This is a genomic window from Butyrivibrio hungatei, assembly GCF_001858005.1.
Lineage (GTDB): Bacteria > Bacillota > Clostridia > Lachnospirales > Lachnospiraceae > Butyrivibrio > Butyrivibrio hungatei.
This window is the reverse complement of sequence record NZ_CP017831.1, coordinates 2879634-2894535: the sequence shown is the minus strand read 5'-3', so window position 1 is coordinate 2894535 and position 14902 is coordinate 2879634. Positions and strand designations below refer to the sequence as shown.

12 protein-coding genes are annotated in these 14902 nt (G+C 41.3%); all 12 read left to right on the top strand.

Features of this window, described 5'->3' with window-relative positions; translation table 11 throughout:
• The first annotated feature begins 57 nt into the window (after nt 1-57).
• The gene (rpsF, locus tag bhn_RS13370) at nt 58-345 is read left to right on the top strand and encodes a 30S ribosomal protein S6 (protein ID WP_022775257.1); all 288 of its coding nucleotides are present in this window, start codon (nt 58-60) and stop codon (nt 343-345) included.
• A 19-nt stretch (nt 346-364) separates the two neighbouring features.
• Nucleotides 365-820: a single-stranded DNA-binding protein gene (locus bhn_RS13365; protein ID WP_071177161.1), complete on the top strand. Its 456-nt coding sequence runs from the start codon at nt 365-367 to the stop codon at nt 818-820.
• Between the two features lie 17 nt (nt 821-837).
• The gene (rpsR, locus tag bhn_RS13360) at nt 838-1101 is read left to right on the top strand and encodes a 30S ribosomal protein S18 (protein ID WP_071177160.1); all 264 of its coding nucleotides are present in this window, start codon (nt 838-840) and stop codon (nt 1099-1101) included.
• 141 nt (nt 1102-1242) lie between these two features.
• Complete coding sequence (locus tag bhn_RS13355; RefSeq protein ID WP_071177159.1) at nt 1243-3051, top strand: sensor histidine kinase; 1809 nt, start codon at nt 1243-1245, stop codon at nt 3049-3051.
• Entirely contained in the window at nt 3026-4129 is a 1104-nt protein-coding gene (locus bhn_RS13350; RefSeq protein ID WP_071177158.1) for a response regulator transcription factor, read from the top strand. The genes bhn_RS13355 and bhn_RS13350 overlap by 26 nt, the downstream gene beginning before the upstream one ends.
• 140 nt (nt 4130-4269) lie before the next feature.
• Complete coding sequence (locus tag bhn_RS13345; protein ID WP_071177157.1) at nt 4270-5976, top strand: type 2 periplasmic-binding domain-containing protein; 1707 nt, start codon at nt 4270-4272, stop codon at nt 5974-5976.
• A gap of 238 nt (nt 5977-6214) precedes the next feature.
• On the top strand, nt 6215-7129 hold the full coding sequence (locus bhn_RS13340) for an ABC transporter permease (protein WP_236845933.1): 915 nt from the start codon (nt 6215-6217) through the stop codon (nt 7127-7129).
• 15 nt (nt 7130-7144) lie between these two features.
• On the top strand, nt 7145-8044 hold the full coding sequence (locus tag bhn_RS13335) for a carbohydrate ABC transporter permease (RefSeq protein WP_071177155.1): 900 nt from the start codon (nt 7145-7147) through the stop codon (nt 8042-8044).
• 169 nt (nt 8045-8213) lie between these two features.
• Entirely contained in the window at nt 8214-10958 is a 2745-nt protein-coding gene (locus tag bhn_RS13330; protein ID WP_071177154.1) for a SpaA isopeptide-forming pilin-related protein, read from the top strand.
• Nucleotides 10959-10987: 29 nt separating this feature from the next.
• Nucleotides 10988-13069, top strand: coding sequence for a DHH family phosphoesterase (locus bhn_RS13325; RefSeq protein ID WP_236845932.1), 2082 nt, complete (start codon nt 10988-10990; stop codon nt 13067-13069).
• A 3-nt stretch (nt 13070-13072) separates the two neighbouring features.
• Nucleotides 13073-13519, top strand: coding sequence for a 50S ribosomal protein L9 (rplI, locus tag bhn_RS13320; protein ID WP_071177152.1), 447 nt, complete (start codon nt 13073-13075; stop codon nt 13517-13519).
• Between the two features lie 3 nt (nt 13520-13522).
• Nucleotides 13523-14866, top strand: a complete 1344-nt coding sequence (gene dnaB / locus bhn_RS13315; RefSeq protein WP_071177151.1) for a replicative DNA helicase — start codon at nt 13523-13525, stop codon at nt 14864-14866.
• Nucleotides 14867-14902 lie beyond the last annotated feature (36 nt).

Here is a 14902-nt window from a genome sequence, read left to right as displayed (position 1 = left end):
AATTCCTTGCTGCCTGACTGATACGGGTAGCCAGAGACCAAAAGGAGGTAACAAAGCATGAACAAATACGAATTAGCCGTTGTTGTTAGTGCAAAGATCGAAGACGATGCCAGAACAGCAGTCATCGAGAAAGTTAAGAAGACTATCGAGAAGCATGGTGGTCAGATTACTAATGTCGATGATTGGGGAAAGAAGAAGCTCGCTTATGAGATCGAGAAAATGACAGAAGGCTTCTACTATTTCATCCAGTTCGACGGTGAGCCAACTGCACCAGCAGAGATCGAAGCTCGCATGAGAATCATGGACGGCGTCATCAGATATTTATGCGTTAAGAACGAGGCTTAAATAGAAGAGGACGAAAAATATGAATAAAGTTATACTATGTGGACGTTTAACAAGAGACCCTGAAGTAAGATATTCACAGGGAGAGAATTCAATGGCAATCGCAAGATACACTCTTGCAGTTGACAGAAGAGTTAACAGAAGCAATCAGCAGGATGGACAGACAGCAGATTTCATTGGAATCGTAGCTTTCGGTAAATCAGGCGAGTTTGCTGAGAAGTATCTCAAGAAGGGCACTAAGGTTATCGTAACAGGACGTATCCAGACTGGTAGCTATACCAACAAGGATGGCGTTAAAGTATACACAACTGACGTAGTTGCAGAGGATCAGGAGTTTGCAGAATCCAAGAATTCATCTGCTGGTAACGGCGGAAGCTTTGGTGGATCTGCTCCATCAAATGAGCCTGCACCTTCTGCAGCAGGGGATGGCTTCATGAACATTCCAGACGGAATTGACGAGGAGCTTCCTTTCAATTAATTAGGAGGTAAAATAACATGGCTTTCACAAAGTCTGAGAAGTCCGATGCTCCTGTAAGGAGAAAGGGCGGAATGCACAGAAGAAAGAAAGTTTGCGTATTCTGTGGCAAGGATAATGTAATCGATTATAAGGATACAGCTAAGCTTAAGAAGTTCGTTTCTGAGAGCGGCAAGATTCTTCCTAGAAGAATCACAGGAAACTGCGCTAAGCACCAGAGAGAGCTTACATCAGCTATCAAGAGAGCAAGACATCTGGCACTTATGCCATACGTAGCTGAGTAATTCAGTTATCCTATAAAGATAATAAATAGGACACTTTTTAGAAGAAATTCTAGAAAGTGTCTTTTTTTGTGTGTTAAAATAGTTGCTGTAAATGGGGAGTATGGCAAAAGTAATGCCTGGCAAGGCATAGGGGACTAAAATATGCATTCTAAAAAGATTACTGACTATATTTATGGATTGCTCAATGGCTTAAGTATCAGAAATAAGCTGATATTAGTTTATGTGATATGCATGGTGATACCGCTTATATTAACTGACAGTATTGTATTTGGACTCCTGGAGCACTATGAGAAAAGAGAAGAGGAGTACCGAATGAGAAGCGTGGCAGACTCAGTAAGGTACTTGGTCAATAGCTCTTTTGACGAAGCAGTTACAGCAATCAATAAGATATATCTGGATGAAGACGTCTATAAATTCCTGGATGATGATTTTGAATCAGAGTATGATTTCTTTGAAAAAAGACTGAAGATCATTGATAGTAAGATCAAGCCGCTTGATGGTGGTAAAGAATCTGTTCTTAGCAGCATCATTCTCTGTAGTGACAATCCGGGGATAGTCAACGGTGGTAATTTCTGTAACATCAAAGATATTAAGTACATTAAATGGGGAGATCTTTTGGCATCCAAAAACTCGATAATAGTCTTTTTCTATTATCCAGATGATGCTATCAAAAATATATCCAATAAAAAGAAAGTGGCAGTAATACGAATGCTGGACAATTATTCCTGGTACGATAGGGATATGATGGTGTACGTGGACCTTGATTTTAGCGTACTTCAGCGCAAGATGAAAGCCATGACATATGAGTATTCCGTATATCTGTGCGAAGGTGACAGAATATTGTTATCAAGTCCGCTCCAGAAAAGTATCAATGTGGATTATGAGACTTTGGGCGATGATGTCAACATTGGACTTGAAGTACCGTGGGATATATACGGCAGAAACTTAAGAATCATCGTATCAGGAGACGGAACAAGCTTTAAAAAGGTGTTTAGTGATCATGCTTCTTTGATAGTACTGCTCATAATATTTAACCTCCTGGCACCTATTATAGTGATCTGGTTTATCAACAAATCTTTTGCTGTGAGACTCTATAGAATTTCAAAAGCATTTGATGAAGCAGATATTGATAATAACAAAGGAATTGATGAGGAAAATCCTGGCGATGACGAGATAGGTCTTTTGATAAGAGGGTATAACCGAATGGTCGAGAGACTGAATACCCTTATAAGGACCAATTATACTGCCAAGCTGGAACGACAGGAAATTGAACTTGCAAGGCAGAACGCTGAGCTTTCGGCACTTCATTCCCAGATCAATCCGCATTTCTTGTTCAATATGCTTGAAAACATAAGGATGCGAAGTGTAATAAAGAGTGAAAGAGAGACCGCTTCCATGATCGAGAAGCTTGCAGTCCTCATAAGGCAGAATGTAAGCTGGTCTACAGATAGATCTACGATAGAAGATGAAGTAAATTTCATAAAGTCATATCTTGAGCTTCAAAAGTATCGATTTGGAGAAAAGCTTAAATTTGATATCAGCTTAAGAGAAGACTGCAAGGACTTCCGGGTGCCAAAGCTAACACTGGTAACGTTCGTTGAGAATTCTTGTGTGCATGGTATGGAAGGAAAGACTGCGGCCTGCTACATATATGTGAGGGTATATAGAAATGAAGATAAACTTGTCATGGAGATAGAGGATACCGGAAGCGGAATGCTTGATGAAGATGTTATGTATCTTAATGACAGGATGAATAATTGCACTTTTGAAGATGTAAAGAAAGGCTCTCATGTCGGTATTTTGAATGCATGTTTAAGACTTCGCATGAGTACAGACAATGCGGCTGTCTTTAGTCTTGAAAGTGAGAAAGGCGTTGGAACTTATATCACCATAACAGTTCCTACAGACAGGCTGAAAATAAGCGATGATAAGAGTGATGCTGGTAGATGATGAACCGTTCATTTTGGAAGGATTATCAGTTCTCATTGATTGGGAAAAATACGACTGTATGATAGTTGCCAAGGCTTCCAATGGGGAAGAGGCTTTTGAGTATCTAAAGCAGGGGAATATCGATCTTGTGATCACAGATATCAAAATGCCGGTAATGACGGGTATTGAGCTATTGCAGACGGCTCGTGAGGAAGGTTTATCCTCAGCGTATTTTGTTATATTAAGTGGTTACAATGACTTTCAGTACGCCCAGACGGCTATTAAATATGAGGCACTTGACTATCTGCTAAAGCCGGTAAGTGCTGATAGCCTTATAGAGGTTATTGAAAAAGTAAAGAATAAGAAAGTGGCAGCTCATGGCGGCGGATTAACAGATCATGAGAAAAAGGATAAAACTGAATCTGCGACAGCTCTTTTTAAGGATGAGCTTGATGGAATAATTTTAGGTATAGAGCACAATGACAAGGATATGATCAATAAGAATATCGATGAGCTCTTTATGAAGGTTGGGGGAGATGGGACAACTCTTTCCCCAAAAGCTCTCGATGTCAACAAGAATTATCTTGTGTTTAGGCTTCTTCATCTGGCTGTAGAGCTAGATAAGAGTATAGATCAGGAAGTTGTCATGATGTACATCTCGGATAATATCTTAATGAGTGGCACAGAAATGGGAACTATACTTCACTTAAAGCAGTTTGCCAGTGAATATGCGGGTTATCTGGCAAGCCTTCGCGGAACAGTTTCCAAGGGGGTTCTTCATGACATAGAAAAAGAGCTTGATGTAAATTATGCGCAGAATATAACACTTAAGGATTTTGCAGCGAAATACTATGTGAACAGCTCTTATTTGGGACAGCTCTTTCGTAAGCAATACGGCATGTCATTTAGGGAATATCTAAATATGGTCAGGATCAATAAGGCAGCAACTATGCTTATCAAGACTGATGAAAAGATAGGCTGCATAGCTGAAGAGGTTGGATATCACGATACTGACTATTTTATCAATAAATTTATATCAATTAAGGGCTGTACACCGTCAAAATACAGAAAAAATGGAAATGGTCAGACAGAAGAATAAATTGACAGGACAAATCACTAGAATTTGTCCTGTTATCTTTTTGACTTTGTAGGGGGAAAAGAAAAGGTGTCAGTATTAGACTAAAAAGTAACAGATGGTATGCCCTTTATGGGGGGCAAATAAAAAATGGGAGGATTACAATGAAATTCAAAAAAGCAGCATCACTATTGTTGAGTGTCTTGATGATGGCATCTGTTGTCGCTGGTTGTGGCAACGCATCAGAAGGCACAACATCAGGTGGAGACACAACAGCATCAACAGAGACTGGCAGTGATTCAACTGATGCAGGATCAGGCGATGTAACTGAGTTTACAATGTTCATCACAATGCCTGGATCAGAGATCAATGACGACAACGAGATCGCTCAGATGATCGCAGACAAGTATGGGGTTAAGGTAAAAGAGACATGGCTTACAGGTCAGACAGCATCAGAGGCTACAGGTACACTTATTGCAGGCGGCGAGTATCCTGATTTCATCGACTCAGACGAAATGAATCTTCTTATCGACGCAGATGCACTGGTTCCTCTTGATGATTACATCGATAAGTACCCTGAGTTCAAGAACGCGTGGTTCACAGAAGAAGAGTGGGAGAAATTCCGTCAGCCAGATGGACATATCTACTGGATCAACCCATTCGGAAACACAAAGGGCGAATCAAAGCAGACAACTCACAACGATGAAGCATTCTGGATCCAGGTAAGAGTTCTTGAGTGGGCTGGATATCCTAAGATTGAGACATTAGACCAGTACTTCCAGCTTCTTGAAGACTACATTGCAGCTAATCCAACAATGGATGATGGAACAGAAAACATTGCATATACTATCCTTTGCGAAGACTGGAGATATTTCTGTCTTGAGAACGCAGGACAGTTCCTTGCTGGATATCCAAATGATGGTTCTGTAATCGTTGATAAGACAGATATGACAATCAAGGATTACAACACATCAGAGGATACAATCGCTTACTTTAAGAAGCTCAACGAAGAGTACAACAAGGGTTATGTAGATCCTGAATCATTTACACAGACATATGATGAGTACATCGCTAAGCTTTCAACTGGACGTGTTCTTGGTATGGTTGACCAGTGGTGGGATTTTGCTAACACAGTTAACGATTCATACAAGCAGACAGGCCTTGATGCTAAGGGATGCAACTATGTACCTTTAGGACTTACAACAAAGGCTGGCATGGAAAACAGATGGCATACATATGATGACACAGTAAACCAGGCTTCTGGTATCGCTATCACAAAGGATTGTAAGGATCCTGAAAAGGCATTTAAGTTCATCGTTGATTGCGCTATGGATCAGGAACTTCATGATCTCAGATTCTGGGGTGTTGAAGGTGTAGATTACCAGGTTGATGACAACGGATTATACTATCGTACAGATGAGCAGAGATTACAGTGGGCAGATACTTCTTATCAGGCTTCTCACAGATGCCAGTATTCATACTTCCCACAGTGGGGTGGAACATCTGATGATGGAAAGAACGCTAACAAGCCAGAAGAACAGCCTTCAGAGTTCATGATCGATATGGCAGCTCCTCTTAAGGCATGCTTCGATGCTTATGGAGTAACAACATATCCTCAGATGATCAATTCTGTAGTAGAGACAAACGGACCTTGGTTCCCAATGTATTCATACTCAAACAACTTCACAACAGAGACACCTGGTGGTGTAGCTTGGGCTAAGATGGGTGAGTGCAAACACGAGTGGCTTCCTAAGGTTGTTATGGCTAAGGACTTCGAGCAGGGATGGGCTGAGTACATGGATGCATACAATGCATGCAAGCCAGAGGACTTCCTTGGAGAGATGCAGGAAATTCTTGATACATTTAAGTAATCACTTGACGAGGTATTTTCGAGTCTAGTGTACTACTTAGTTCGATCGAGCGATAGCGAGAGTCGAACTTCCTTGTAATCGCTTGACGAGATTCCTTCGAGTCTAGTGTAGGATCATTAAAAGGCAGCAACTGCGCCACAGACAATGTTGCTGCCTTTTTCTTAAGAAAAACAGTTAAATTCCTTGAGAAAAGAGCAATAGGAGAGAGTTTATGGCCCGCAATAAAACGCATAAAAAAATGGATATGAAGGCCACACTTAAAGAGATGAAGCGCCAGAGCTTTCTGATGGTTGTATCGCTCGCTGTTGTTGTGTACGGTATCATATTCTACTACTGGCCTTTGACTGGCTGGATCATGGCTTTTCAGAATTATAAGCCAAAGAATGGACTACTTGGATCCAAATTTGTTGGACTGGATAAGTTTAGATTCTTATTTGAAGATGAAGTATTTATCAAAGTCATCAGAAATACCTTTGCAATGGGTGTTATCAACCTCGTTGCTACAACCATAATGGCAGTTCTTTTTGCAATTATATTAAATGAAGTTAGGAAGGCATGGATCAAAAAGCCTATTCAGACAATATCATATCTTCCACATTTCCTTTCATGGATCGTTGTTACCAGTATTCTTCATGTATCATTGTCATCAACAGGTATTGTAAACGATCTGCTCATGAGATTTGGAATTATTGATCAGGCAATCAACTTTTTTGCCCATCCTAAATATTTTTGGCCAATCGTAGCATTTGCTCACTGCTGGAAAGAGACAGGATGGAATGCAATAATCTATCTGGCAGCCATCACAGCTATCGATCCTTCGTTGTATGAAGCGGCTTCTATCGATGGCGCAGACAGATTACAAAAGATAAAATATATTACGTTCCCAGGCATCAAGCCAACATTTATGATCCTTCTTCTCATGAATGTAGGTAACGTATTAAACGCAGGTTTTGAAGTTCAGTATTTGCTTGGAAACGGACTCGTACAGTCAGTATCACAGACAATCGATATTTACGTTCTGAAGTGGGGTATTTCACAGAACGATTACTCTCTTGGTACAGCTGCAGGATTATTTAAGAGCGCTGTAAGTATTGCGATCATCGTTATAGCCAACGCCATAGCCAAGAAATACAGCGAGCAGAGACTATTCTAAAGGAGGGGCGAGACGATGAATGAGAATGAATACAAAGTAAGAAAACCTGTCAGCGACGTCATATTCGAGATATTTGTCGTATTGTTCCTGGCTATTTTCGTAGTAGTAACACTATACCCTGTTCTTAATACAGTAGCGCTGTCATTTAATGATGGTATCGATGCTGTAAGAGGAGGAATTTATTTAATACCACGTAAGTTCTCTATGAAGAACTACCAGACAGTATTTGCAATGCAGAACATCTGGGTTGGCGCTAAGATCACAGTACTTAGAACAGTGATCGCTACTGTTACATCTCTTTTTGCAAATGCCCTTCTTGCATTTGTGGTTAGTAGAAAGAGATTCCTGTTTAAGTCACAGCTTTCTCTGTTTTGGGTTATAACAATGTATGTAAATGGTGGAATGATCCCTGTCTTTCTGTTGTACAAAAACCTTGGCCTTACCGGAACATTCCATGTATACTGGATTCCTGGAATGATCAGTGCATTCAACATGCTGGTTATGAGAACCTACATGGAAGGAATTCCAGAGAGCTTGGAGGAATCAGCACAGCTTGATGGTGCAGGATATTGGGTAATATTCAAGGACATCATTTCACCTCTTAGTAAGCCTGTATATGCTACAGTAGCTCTTTTCATTGCTGTATGGCAGTGGAATTCATGGTTCGATGCAATGCTCTATAACCGTATGAAGACTGAATATACAACACTTCAGTACGAGCTTATGAAGCTTCTTTCATCAGTAATGCAGCAGAGTGGTAGTGCAGAAAATGCTAAGAATGGTGCGAACACCATTACACCTATCACTATCCGTGCAGCAGTTACAGTTGCAACCATGCTACCTATCGTATGTTTATACCCGTTCCTGCAAAGATACTTCGTTACAGGTCTTACCATTGGTGGTGTAAAAGAATAACTAAGCCGAATGTGGACCATGGGGACGGGGTTGCAGGGCCATTTTTGTGAAAAAATGGCCCTGCAACCCCGTCCCCATGGTCCATTATATTTGCACATATAGCGTTATGGCGTTAAAATATATACATGATATTGTGTTTTGTTTTAGACGATATATATTGCGAGGCGCTATGGGGGAAAAGAAACGTAGGCTAAAAAGCCTTTTACTTATCATATTTCTATTGATATCGTCATGCTTCTGGCTTGATAGGGGAAGTGTCATCGTTTATGCAGCTACCGTAACCGTTACTGGTTCTGGAGATGCGGATACTGACACAGATGCGTTAAAAAATGCCATCACAAACGCAAGCTCTGGCGATACCATCAGCATTTCTGGCACTCTTTTAATCAATGACATTATAACTATATCAGGAAAAGAGCTGACATTTTCGGGTGGAACTTTGTCTGGAGACATAGATGGTGACAGCGCTCATAGTACTGGAGATACCCCGAGGTTATTTAGGATCAGCGGAAGCGGTACAGAGGTTACCTTTAGTGGTGTTACTGTGGAATATTTTGATTGCACAAAATCTGGAGACGCCAATAACTATGAATATTCACCAATTGAGATAAAAGATAATGCGAAAGTTACAGTAACTAGCGGAACATTCCAAAATAACGTAGGCGGCGAAGGCGGTGTTATGCACGTCTATGACGGCGCTGAACTAGAGATCAAAGGTGGAATCTTCCAATACAATAAAGCGGAGAATGGCGGTGCCATTTTATCTGGCAAATGGACAGTTTTTAACATTACTGATCCATCTCAGACACTTCCAGGAAAGCTGACAATTACTGGAGGAACATTTTCAAATAATATGGCGGGTATATCCAACGAAAGTGCAGATGGTATAGATGAAGAAGGCTTTAGACCGATTACTGATGTTGGCAATCATGTGAGTTTTGGAGGCGGCGCCATCTGGACAAATGGCGGTCTTGTGATTGCTGGCGGGGAATTTATGAATAATAAAGCCATTAGAAGCTTTGGTGGAGCAATATTCATAAATCATGGTGAGGATAATAAGATCTTCAAAGGCACTTTTCATGATAATATAGCTTACAAGCTGGGCGGCGCTATATATTCTGAAGAAAACTCTAATACATATTTTGGAAAGACAGCTGTATATGGTAATAACGCGGGACACTTTGGAGGAGGTCTGTGGCTGTGCCCATCCGGAATAGGTGATTTCAACACTCTTGGATTTGCGGCTATATTCGGAAATGACGCAGATTTATCCCATGATGGAAACCTTAATTCCTCGCAGGATGGTTATGTGCATCCAGACTGGTTCCCTGCTTCTGATGCTACAGAGCCAGAGCAGGAGCATATTGGAGGGGCTGCCGGCGATGACTTTGCCATTATGTACCCCAACAAACCGACAGGTTCAGCAAAATCCAGTATCCGACTTGCTTCTCAGTGGTTTAGCTACACAAAAGCTTACTGGAAGGATGATGGAAGACCTACAAATGCTGCTTCTGGATACTATTACAAAGGAGCCAACTCGCAGACAGGTGGAAATTTCCTGAGTGGATTCGAAGTTGAAACTGGAACCATAAGTCCAGCCTTTGAAACAGATGGAGAAGACCAGCTCTTTAAACCGGGAGGATCCGGAACAGACTATGCTCTGGCGTTAAAAGCCTATGGTTCAAGCAGCTGGGATGATTTTTCAAGTGCTGATAAGAACCAGGCAATTAATGGTGCAAACCTTAAAATCTACAATAATACCGCCTATTGGTCTGGAGGAGGAGTTGGAAGCGATGGAACAGTTACGTTCCAGCAGTTTGGTATTCTTTCCTGGAGAAAGAGGAAAGGCGTAGCCAACTATGACGCTCTGACCGGAAGCTCATGGGAACTGACATTTCCAGATGGAAAGACCTATATCATCAATGATAATTCATCAGATGATGACAATACATACAAGCCGGACAGCGATAGTACTGATGGTATTTTTCAAGTAAAGGGACTTCCAGCCGGAAACTACAAGCTTAAAGAAAAAACTGCTCCTACAGGATATCTTTTAAATCCTCATGAATACACGGCAACTATTACTGATGAACAGGCTTTTGGTATGCCTGAAGTAACGGTATATATTGGTGATACATCGGATGGTAGTATTTATGACTATGAAGCACCGTCTGTGCAAGTAGAGCTATATAAAAAGTTAAGTGATCCTACACTTGTAGTTGATTCCTATGACTTTACCATAACTGGTGTAAGTGCGCTGGATTCATCAGGAAATCCGGTAAAAGATACTGCGGGTAATGAGATTGCGATCCCTATGCCGACACCTGTTACTGAATCAAGTACCACAGCTCCAGCGGGAGGACAGGGATATGTTATATTTGGAGCTATATCTTTTATCTATCCGGGAACCTATACATATACAATAACTGAGGATATTGATACAACCAAAAAGGTCACAGTAGTAATAACAGTTGCCTATGATGATCCATCAAGACACGGCAAATTAAATGCAACTGTGAGATATAACGGTTCAACGGCAATCGCCACCATAGTAAATGGCGAGACACCACCAACGCCGCCAACACCGCCAAATCCACCGGATAATCCGCCTGACAATCCACCGGATAATCCACCAGATAGTCCACCAGATAGTCCGCCTGATACACCACCAACACCACCAACAACACCACCAGGAACGCCACCAGGCACTCCTCCCGGAACTCCACCGGGTACACCTCCTGATGGCGAGGAATTTGAAGAGGTTGATGCCTACGAATTCTCCCAGGGCGCAGCAGTTGGAAGAGACAGAAATACTGGCGATAGATTGAAACTTGAGCTTTGTTACAGAGGACTTGTGATAATTGCTGCAGGATGCTTTCTTGCATTTATCATAAAAAGAGATAATGCTAACTGACTTTGCACTGTGGTATACTATACAGTGAAATGTCTAATTATGAAAAGAAGGTTGATTTCATGGCAAATAAGTCCAGAGTTAAATTAAAGGGAAAGCTGAAGACATACCTCACTATATTCACAATATTAGGTGTTCTTCTGATCTTCATAAATATAGGAATATTTACAGTGAACTTCACAGCTGGTTTGGTGCTCCTTGCTTTTACAGCACTTTACTTTGTGGCTGTAGTTTATCTGAATTTCTATAACAGGCCTATCATCATGAATGAGCTTGTTAGCTTTGCTACGCAGTATGGACAGATCCAGAAAAAGCTTTTAAGGGAGCTTGATCTTGCCCATGCAGTTCTTGATGATACCGGCAAGGTTGTGTGGTCTAACATAGCCTTTGAAAGAATAGTCCATCAGGAAAAAGGATTTAAGAAGAATATCACAGCTCTTTTCCCAAGTATTACTCAGGATAAGTTCCCGGAAGGATATGATGAAGTATCCTATGAGATCGACTATGAGGAAAATAATTACACTCTCAAGATGAAGAGAATATCTCTTCAGGAGATGGCTAATAACAGCGATATCATCGATGCTGACGGTTATGAGGGCAGTCTTATTGCGGTATATCTTTTTGATGAGACTGCACTTAAGCTTGCTATTCAGGAAGTAGATAACCAGTCACTGGCAGCAGGCCTTATCTACCTTGATAATTATGAAGAGGCCCTTGATAGTGTTGAGGAAGTAAGAAGATCTCTTTTGACTGCTCTTATTGATAGAAAGATCAATAAGTATATTGCCGGATGTAATGGTATTGCCAAGAAGATCGAGAAAGATAAGTACTTTGTTGTAATGCCAAAGAAGTCATGCGAGATGCTTAGAGAGCAGAGATTTGACCTTCTTGAAGATGTTAAGACTGTTAATATCGGTAATGAGATGGCAGTCACCCTCAGTATAGGTATTGGACTTAATGGCCTTTCCTATGCTCAGAACTATGAATTTGCTAGAAACGCCATTGATCTAGCTCTTGGACGAGGCGGAGATCAGGCTGTTGTTAAGAGCGCTGAGAATATTTCATATTATGGTGGTAAGAGTCAGCAGGTTGAAAAGAGTACACGAGTTAAGGCACGAGTTAAGGCTCATGCCCTTCGTGAGATCATTTCAGGCAAGGATTCAGTTATCGTAATGGGTCATAGACTGGGCGATGTAGATAGCTTTGGCGCTTCTGTTGGTATTTACAGGATTGCCAAAACTCTGGATAGAAAGTGCCATATCGTACTTAATGACGTTACAACTTCTATGCAGCCACTTGTTGAACTGTTCAAGAATAATCCGGAATATGAGGACGATATGATCATTAACAACCAGCAGGCAATCGACATTGCTGGTAATAATACAGTTCTGGTAGTGGTTGATGTTAACAAGCCAACTATCACAGAATGTCCTGAGCTTCTTAGATTCTGTAAGACTATTGTGGTACTTGATCACCACAGAGCTGGAACAGAGGTTATCGAGAATGCCACACTTTCATATGTTGAGCCTTATGCTTCATCTGCATGTGAGATGGTTTCTGAGATCCTTCAGTACATTGGTGAGAACGTCAAGATCAAGAATGAAGAGGCAGATTCACTCTACTCAGGTATGATCGTAGATACACAGAACTTTATGAACAAGACTGGTGTCAGAACCTTTGAGGCAGCTGCATTCCTTCGTAGAAACGGTGCTGATGTTACAAGAGTACGTAAGCTCTTTAGAGAGGATGCCAACGAATACAAGGCTAAAGCTGATGCAGTCAGCCAGGCTGAGGTTTACCAAAACAGATATGCTATTTCAGTACTCATAAATGATGATATACAGAGTCCTACTATCATAGGAGCTCAGGCTGCCAATGAACTTTTGAACATTAAAGGTGTCAGAGCAAGCTTTGTATGTACAGAGTACCAGAATCAGGTATATGTAAGTGCCAGATCCATTGATGAAGTCAATGTTCAAGTCGTAATGGAAAGACTTGGCGGCGGCGGACATATGAGTTCAGCCGGATGTCAGATGGAAGGCATGTCAGCTGCAGAGGCAGTTGAAGTTGTTAAAAAGACGATCGATCAGATGATCGAAGAAGGAGAGCTTTAATAGATGCAGGTAATTTTATTAGAAGACGTAAAGAGCCTTGGTAAAAAAGGCGAAGTAGTAAAAGTAAGTGATGGTTATGCCAAGAACTATGTTCTTCCAAAGAACCTTGGCGTAGAAGCTACTCAGAAGAATTTAAACGAGCTCAAGAATCAGCAAAAGAGAGATTCTATCGTAGCCAAGCAGCAGCTTGATGAAGCTAAGGCATATGGTGAGAAGATTGCAAAAGAGACTGTACAGCTTACAATGAAAGCTGGCGAGGGCGGAAGAGTTTTTGGATCAGTATCATCCAAGGAAATCGTTACAGCAGCCAAGCAGCAGTTCGGATTTGATATCGACAAAAAGAAATTACAGATGCCTGAACCAATAAAGGCATTCGGAACATATGAGATTCCAGTTAAGTTACACCCACAGGTTACTACTACATTAAAGGTAAGTGTAAAGGAACAGTAAAAAATGGCAGATGAAACACTGTTAAAAAGGGTGGCACCCAACAGTCTCGAAGCGGAGCAGTCTGTTGTAGGTGCTATGCTTATGGATAAAGATGCTATCGAGATAGCAGCTGAGATAGTAACTGCAGATGATTTCTATAACAGACAGCTTGGTACTATCTTTGAGGCTATGGTAGAACTTAATAGAGAAGGCAGTGCGGTTGACGTTGTAACTTTGCAGAACAGACTTCGTGAAAAGAATGTTCCACCAAATGTCAGCAGTGTTGAATACATTGGTGAGCTGGTTTCAGCGGTGCCAACTTCTGCAAATGTTAAGTACTATGCCAAGATAGTAGCAGACAAATCTACTCTCAGAAAGCTTATTCGTGTCAGCGAGGATACAATTAATAACTGTTATGCTGGTGGTGAAGATATGGAAGGCATTCTTAATGATGTTGAGAAAAATGTCTTTCAGATCACTCAGAAGCGTAACACTGGCGATTTCGTACCTATCGATCAGGTAGTTATGAATGCCCTCAATAGGATCGAGACAGCCAGCAAGATGAAGGGTAATGTAACAGGTCATTCAACAGGATTTATTGATCTTGATTACAATACAGCTGGATTCCAGCCTTCTGACCTTATTCTGATAGCTGCCAGACCTGCTATGGGTAAGACAGCCTTTGTTCTTAATATCGCAGAGCACATGGCGTTCCATGACAACAAGTGCGTTGCAATGTTTTCACTGGAAATGTCAAAGGAGCAGTTTGTTAACCGTCTCCTTTCCATGGAATCACATGTAGATTCTCAGCATATCAGAACTGGTAATATGTCAGACCTTGACTGGGAACGACTCATCGAAAGCGCTGATGTAGTTGGTTCTTCCAAGCTGATCATTGATGATACTCCAAGTATCTCAATCCAGGAGCTTAGATCTAAGTGCAGAAAGTACAAGATGGAATATGACCTTCAGGTCATCATGATCGACTATTTGCAGCTGATGTCTGGCGGATCTGGAAAGAGTTCAGAATCTAGACAGCAGGAAATTTCAGAGATCTCACGATCACTTAAAGCTCTTGCCAGAGAGCTTAATGTTCCTGTAGTAGCTCTTTCACAGCTTTCTCGTGCAGTTGAGCAGAGACCTGATCACAGACCTATGCTTTCAGACCTTAGAGAATCTGGAGCCATTGAGCAGGATGCCGATATGGTAATGTTCATCTATAGAGATGATTATTACAATAAAGATACTGAAAAGAAGGGCGTAGCCGAGATCATCATTGCCAAGCAGAGACACGGCCCTATTGGAACCGTAGAGCTCCTTTGGCTTCCTGAATATACTAAGTTTGCAAACCTTGAAAAAGGCCACTGAGCAAAATAAAAAAGGTGTAGTTTTCGATAGAATCGA

Bases quoted from the DNA above. Each gene is read 5' to 3' on its own strand.
- rpsR (WP_071177160.1), top strand. From the start codon at position 838: ATGGCTTTCACAAAGTCTGAGAAGTCCGATGCTCCTGTAAGGAGAAAG.
- dnaB (WP_071177151.1), top strand. From the start codon at position 13,523: ATGGCAGATGAAACACTGTTAAAAAGGGTGGCACCCAACAGTCTCGAA.
- bhn_RS13365 (WP_071177161.1), top strand. From the start codon at position 365: ATGAATAAAGTTATACTATGTGGACGTTTAACAAGAGACCCTGAAGTA.
- rplI (WP_071177152.1), top strand. From the start codon at position 13,073: ATGCAGGTAATTTTATTAGAAGACGTAAAGAGCCTTGGTAAAAAAGGC.
- bhn_RS13325 (WP_236845932.1), top strand. From the start codon at position 10,988: ATGTCTAATTATGAAAAGAAGGTTGATTTCATGGCAAATAAGTCCAGA.
- bhn_RS13330 (WP_071177154.1), top strand. From the start codon at position 8,214: ATGGGGGAAAAGAAACGTAGGCTAAAAAGCCTTTTACTTATCATATTT.
- bhn_RS13340 (WP_236845933.1), top strand. From the start codon at position 6,215: ATGGATATGAAGGCCACACTTAAAGAGATGAAGCGCCAGAGCTTTCTG.
- bhn_RS13345 (WP_071177157.1), top strand. From the start codon at position 4,270: ATGAAATTCAAAAAAGCAGCATCACTATTGTTGAGTGTCTTGATGATG.
- bhn_RS13350 (WP_071177158.1), top strand. From the start codon at position 3,026: ATGATAAGAGTGATGCTGGTAGATGATGAACCGTTCATTTTGGAAGGA.
- bhn_RS13335 (WP_071177155.1), top strand. From the start codon at position 7,145: ATGAATGAGAATGAATACAAAGTAAGAAAACCTGTCAGCGACGTCATA.
- bhn_RS13355 (WP_071177159.1), top strand. From the start codon at position 1,243: ATGCATTCTAAAAAGATTACTGACTATATTTATGGATTGCTCAATGGC.
- rpsF (WP_022775257.1), top strand. From the start codon at position 58: ATGAACAAATACGAATTAGCCGTTGTTGTTAGTGCAAAGATCGAAGAC.